Source organism: Kangiella sp. (assembly GCF_048265365.1).
Classification (GTDB): domain Bacteria; phylum Pseudomonadota; class Gammaproteobacteria; order Enterobacterales; family Kangiellaceae; genus Kangiella.
In genome coordinates this window covers 1-5,530 of record NZ_JBLXBT010000029.1, presented here as the reverse complement: position 1 = coordinate 5,530, position 5,530 = coordinate 1, and the positions used below count along the sequence as shown (strand labels likewise).

At 32.4% G+C, this 5,530-nt stretch carries 6 protein-coding genes; all 6 read left to right on the top strand.

Going from position 1 to position 5,530, the window contains the following annotated elements; translation table 11 throughout:
• On the top strand, positions 1 to 928 hold a 928-nt coding region (locus ACN0VI_RS15555), incomplete at its 5' end, for a glycosyltransferase family 2 protein (protein ID WP_417447438.1).
• A 32-nt stretch (positions 929 to 960) separates the two neighbouring features.
• A complete protein-coding gene (locus ACN0VI_RS15550) occupies positions 961 to 1,530 on the top strand; it encodes a transferase (RefSeq protein WP_417447437.1) in 570 nt (189 codons plus the stop codon).
• A gap of 2 nt (positions 1,531 to 1,532) precedes the next feature.
• Complete coding sequence (locus ACN0VI_RS15545; RefSeq protein WP_417447436.1) at positions 1,533 to 2,558, top strand: glycosyltransferase family 2 protein; 1,026 nt, start codon at positions 1,533 to 1,535, stop codon at positions 2,556 to 2,558.
• Between the two features lie 4 nt (positions 2,559 to 2,562).
• The gene (locus ACN0VI_RS15540; protein WP_417447435.1) at positions 2,563 to 3,732 is read left to right on the top strand and encodes a hypothetical protein; all 1,170 of its coding nucleotides are present in this window, start codon (positions 2,563 to 2,565) and stop codon (positions 3,730 to 3,732) included.
• Between the two features lie 327 nt (positions 3,733 to 4,059).
• Positions 4,060 to 5,052 (top strand): glycosyltransferase family 4 protein, encoded by a 993-nt coding sequence (locus ACN0VI_RS15535; RefSeq protein ID WP_417447434.1) that lies wholly within the window; start codon positions 4,060 to 4,062, stop codon positions 5,050 to 5,052.
• The coding region (locus tag ACN0VI_RS15530) for a glycosyltransferase (RefSeq protein WP_417447433.1) at positions 5,049 to 5,530 on the top strand (482 nt) is incomplete at its 3' end. The genes ACN0VI_RS15535 and ACN0VI_RS15530, both read left to right, overlap by 4 nt.

The following is a 5,530-nucleotide window of genomic DNA, read 5'->3' as shown; positions in this document are numbered from 1 at the left end:
TGCACTCGTTGTTCCTACTTATAATCGTGCAGAATTTTTGGATGAATTTTTGAGGCGACATTTACCACTGACTGAAAAATTCGATTTTATTATTTCTATATATGATAATTTTTCGTCCGATAATACCTTGGAAGTGGTAAGAAAATGGTCTGAAAAATATTCTGGTTTAAAATATCATCGTCATCATGAAAATATTGGAGCTGATGCAAATTTTGACTATGCATTAAGTAATACTGAAGCTGAGTACTTATGGCTAGTTGGTGATACCTATGAAGTTCCAATAGGGGGGATTAGTTATTTTTATACTAATGACTTTCTTTATTCCGACTTTTTTGTATTCAATCTTGAGAATAAGTTAAAATTAAATAGTAAAAGCTACAATGACAATAATGAAGTGTTAAATGACTTGTCAGGTATTATGACATGTCTAAGTTGTTTAGTGTACTCAAAAAAAATTATAGGGCGTTTAAATTTTAAACGCTATCATTCCTCTTATTTTATACAAACAGGTATAATTTTTGAATATATATCACAAAATAAAAATTTCAAGTTAACCTGGGTTAAAGATATTTCTTTGATGCCAATTAAAATAGATGGGCTTGCTAAGAGAAATTGGAGTGATTCTGAGATAATTTGGCTAGTAGCATGCGATAGCTGGGTTAATTTTATTTTTTCTCTGCCAGTAAATTATAACTTAGAAATCAAAGTATCTGCATTAAAAAATTTTGGTTATGTGTCTGGACTTTTTTCATATATGGGCTTTATAAGATTAAGAGAGAAAAGAATTTTTAGCTTTAAAGTTTTATTGAAATACTGGACACATTTCTATTATCTGTCACCTTCAAGAATTTTTCTATTGTTTTTATCTTTGATACCATCACGGCTACTTTCCTTTATGGAGTTTATTATGAGGAAATTTATTAGGTGAATATTCGATTAATTTTTTAAGAGGGCGGTAAGATGGCTGAGTATTTTTTTGTAAAAATCCATTCTTTTCTGAAAAGGATTAGATCAATTTTCTTTTTTTTTGCATATGGCGTTCGTTTTAAAATTGTTGGTACTAAACTAAAAATTCGAGGTGTAAAATATTTTTCGGTAGAATCAAATGTTTCTATTGGGGATTTTTGTTGGGTAGAATGTATTAGCTCTTATCTTAATTTTAGCTATAATCCAGTTTTGAGGATTTCTGATAATGTTGCTATGAGTGATTTTGTTCATATTTCATGTTCAAAATCAATAGTTATAGAAAAAAATGTATTGATTGGTAGTAAGGTGTATATTGGTGATCACTCTCATGGATATGGTCCAAATCAGGAAGGAAAAGGCCCGGCTAATCTTCCTTTAATAAATTTAGATGATGTGTATATAGGTGAATCTACATGGATAGGAGATGGTGTTGTTATTTTAGCTGGAACACATTTAAATGCTCATTCAGTTATTGTTGCCAATAGTGTCGTTAAAAATCTTCGTACAAACAAACCCGCTATAATTGGCGGGTCTCCAGCAAAGATTATTAAGTATTTAGGTTGAATATGAAAATTAGTGTGTGTATCCCTGCGTACAATCGAGTTGAGTTTCTTTTCCCGTTGCTAGACTCAATTCGTAAACAAACGTCTCAGCCCGATGAAGTTGTTATTTGTGAGGATGTTTCTCCCCAAAGAGAAGATATTAAAAATGCTATTACTCAATATAGGTTACAGCACCCATCTTTTCCTATTACACTTCATTTAAATGATGAAAACTTGGGTTACGATGCTAATTTTCGTCGTTTGCTTGAGTGTTCCTCTGGTGATTATTGCTTATTTATGGGAAATGATGATCTTTTACAGCCTTTAGCTATAGAAAGAATTAGAAAAGCTGTACTAGAAAACCCCAATATAGGTGTCATTTCACGAGCGTATAGTTGGTTCTCAGGTGAGAAGGATAATATCCAAGATACAGTGCGACATTTAGATGACGATACACTTTTTGAGCCTGGTGTTGAGTCTATTCGGTTCTTTTACCGGAGAATGGGCGTGCTTTCTGGTTTGGTTTTTAAGCGTGAACCGTGCCTAAAAATTGCGGTGGATAAATATGATGGCCACTTATATTATCAAATGTATTTAGCTGGTTCCTTATTAAAAGAGTATCAAGGTTTTTACCTATCTGATGTACAAACATTGTCTCGAGATGGTATAGAGCCTGATTTTGGTAATGCTAAAAATGAAAAAAAGAAATTCACCCCAGGTAGTTTCGGCTATGAAGGGCGTGTTTATATGGTTAAAGGTTTGTTGGATATAGCTAGAGACCTGGATGATGATAAAAATAAGATGCCTATATATAATGCAGTAAGAAGTGATATAGGGAATTATTTTTATCCTTATATACGAGATCAACTAAATTTACCATTTAAAGTTTATTGCAAAATGTTTTTTGAATTTAAAAAAATAGGTATGGGGTTGCACGGTTTTTTTATTCTTCATTTTTTTATTGGCTTTGTTTTTAAAAGAAAGGGTTATGACTTCATTGTTAGATTGATTAGACGTATTCTTGGTCGTAGCCCAAGGTTAGGTATCTAGTTTCATGTCTAAACATATTTCTTTGCATCATTCTTTTTTTAGACCATTTTTGATTATGGTTTTCACTCAAACTGCAAGTTTTCTTGCGTGGGCATTTCCTTCTTTTGATGTTCTTAGAAAAGGGTTCGATAAATATTGGGATATTTTTAGCTATTCATCGGTTATGTTTCTAATGGCATATTTAACAACATTGTTTACATGCTATTTTTTCTATTTATTAGGAAATAGAAGTTCTGGCTCTTCAGGATTTATGTCATACGGCGTTTCAAAATTGGAAATAATTGTATACTACTATGTAGTGTTGATTTTTAGTTTGATTGGTGTGTCTGCTACTATTGGGAAAATAGTTAGTGTTCAAGGGGTTGATTTTTTCTATGTTTCTTTGGTTACCGGTCAGGCTAATAATTTAAAAGAGACATTATATGATGAATATTCCATAGGCCTAATGAGCTTGAGATATGCTTGTATATTATTAATGCCTCTTTTGATTTTAAAAAGATTTTACTACAGTAAAAGTTATTTTGATGTGCTGCCCATTTTGTTGTTGTTTAGTATCGTCATTATTTCAAGTCGGCTGGCATTGGTTTTTTCTGTTTTTTTGAGTATTTATATTTATACTAAATATGTTTCACCGATTCGCTTTTCGCTGATGAAAGTTTTTATTGTTTCTTTTTTAGGATACTTTTTACTTTCGGCTTTAAATTATTCAAGAAATTTTGGATATTATGATCAAAAAGGTATGGGTTTTTTTGCTGCAGGTTTTTCTGAGATCATTACATATTTGGGAGCTCCATTTCAAGGGGCGATTTATGTCTTTGGTAGACCTGAGAAAAATATCAATTTAACTAATTATCCTGAGACTACAATAGAGTTTGTGTTGAATACAAATTCTGCTTTTATGCATAAAATATCTGATTTTGGTCAATTAGGTTATTTTTATATACTTTTTTTCTTAGCATTTTGTTCTTTTTATGTTGGCTGGGCAAATAAAAGAAAATATTTATGTTTCCAATTAGTCTCTGGTGTGATTTATTATTGTTTTGCAGAATTTTGGAGAGTGTTTCTTTTCGATCAGGGAATTGTGATTACTCTTGTTGTACTTAGTTTTTTATGCGGGTTAGTCTTTTGTTTTTTTAAGTTGTTCTGTTATAGACAAAATGTTTTTGATACATGAAGCCGACGATAATGGATATGTTTTTTCAAAAGGTAGTGGGCAAGCTGGTGAAATCGGATATTTGAATGTATTCTTAAATTCAGGCTATGTGTTATTTTTGATCTATTTTTTTATAAAAATCATTATTTCATTTAGGCCGTTTGTTCATTAACTTGTTTTGTCGAAAAAATATACAAATAAATATTATTGTTTTTTATCCTTGTTTGGCTTGCTTTATAATGTTTTTTCTATTGGTAACTTTAATTTCTCACTCACAAATGTTTTTCCTGTGAATTTTTTATTGGTATTTTTTTTGGGTATGGTATTGTTCTTTTTTGGAGTAAAAAAGTGAAGTTATATGACACTCGCTGGTGCGCCAATCACGGTATAGGTAGGTTTTCCAAAGAAATACTGTCATTTTCGCCACCAGAAACTATTTCCGGTCGTTTTGATGATATTTTCTCCCCATTTGATCCAATAAGGCTACTAGCTAAATGTTTATTGAACAACAGTTGGTATATTTCACCTTCCTATAACTGTCCGCTCTTTTGGCATCGCAAATCTATAATTACTATTCATGATTTAATGCACATTAATTTTCCTGAATATGCTGGTTTGAAAAATAAAATATATTATGAGTATCTAGTTAAACCTGTTTGTGAAAAGTCACCATTAATATTTACTGTATCTGAATATACAAAGAATGAGATTGTTCAATGGTGTGGTGTAGATCCGGAAAAAATAGTAGTTGTTTATAATGGCGTTGATGATAAGTACCATGTCAATGTCAAACCTTACAAACATGTTCGACCATATTTATTTTATGTCGGTGATAAAAAAATGCATAAAAATATTTATCGATTATTGAGTGCATATAAAAAATCTGATGCTATGAATTCACATGACTTAATTTTAAGCGGGAGCGAGAATGATGAAATTATTAAATGGGTAAATGAGTTGGACATTGCTCAGAAAGTCAAATTTAGTGGTTTTATTCCAGAGAATGATCTACCTGGTTATTATAAAGGTGCTACCGCACTGGTATTCCCCAGTTTATATGAAGGATTCGGGTTGCCAATCATTGAAGCTATGGCGGTTGGAACGCCAGTGTTAACTTCTAATGTTACTTCAATGCCAGAAATAGCAGGGAATGCGGCATGGTTGGTTGACCCAAAGGATATAAGTGATATTTCGAATGGTATTAATGTACTTGTCACAGAGAACTCAGTACGAAGCAAGTTAATCGAAAAAGGATTGGAGCGAGCAACTATGTTTAATTGGGAGCGTAGTCGTGAAATATGGAACAGCTCGATTGAAGCAGTAGTAGGAGCCAAAAATTGAAGATTGCTATTATACATTATTGGCTAGTTAATGTTCGTGGTGGTGAAAAAGTCATCGAATCATTATGTGAGCTTTTTCCTCAGGCTGATATTTATACTCATGTGTATCAAACGGAGAATTTCTCAGATTCTATTATTTCACAGCACTCTGTTTATACCTCTTTTATTTCTAAATTTCCGTTTGCTATTAAAAAATATCAAGCTTACTTACCTTTTATGCCTATGGCATTAGAGGAATTGGATTTGTCCGGTTACGATTTGGTAATTTCGAGTGAATCTGGTCCGGCTAAGGGTGTGATTGTCCCGCCAGGTGTGCCACATATCTGTTATTGTCATTCTCCAATGCGTTATGCGTGGGATATGTATCATGACTACAAGCAAAATGCGGGTTGGTTAAAGCGTAAGTTAATGGTTCCTTTAATGCACTACCTGCGTCGATGGGATCAATTGAGCTCGCAGCAAGTTACTCACTATATCGC

Bases quoted from the DNA above. Each gene is read 5' to 3' on its own strand.
- ACN0VI_RS15545 (WP_417447436.1), top strand. From the start codon at position 1,533: ATGAAAATTAGTGTGTGTATCCCTGCGTACAATCGAGTTGAGTTTCTT.
- ACN0VI_RS15550 (WP_417447437.1), top strand. From the start codon at position 961: ATGGCTGAGTATTTTTTTGTAAAAATCCATTCTTTTCTGAAAAGGATT.
- ACN0VI_RS15540 (WP_417447435.1), top strand. From the start codon at position 2,563: ATGTCTAAACATATTTCTTTGCATCATTCTTTTTTTAGACCATTTTTG.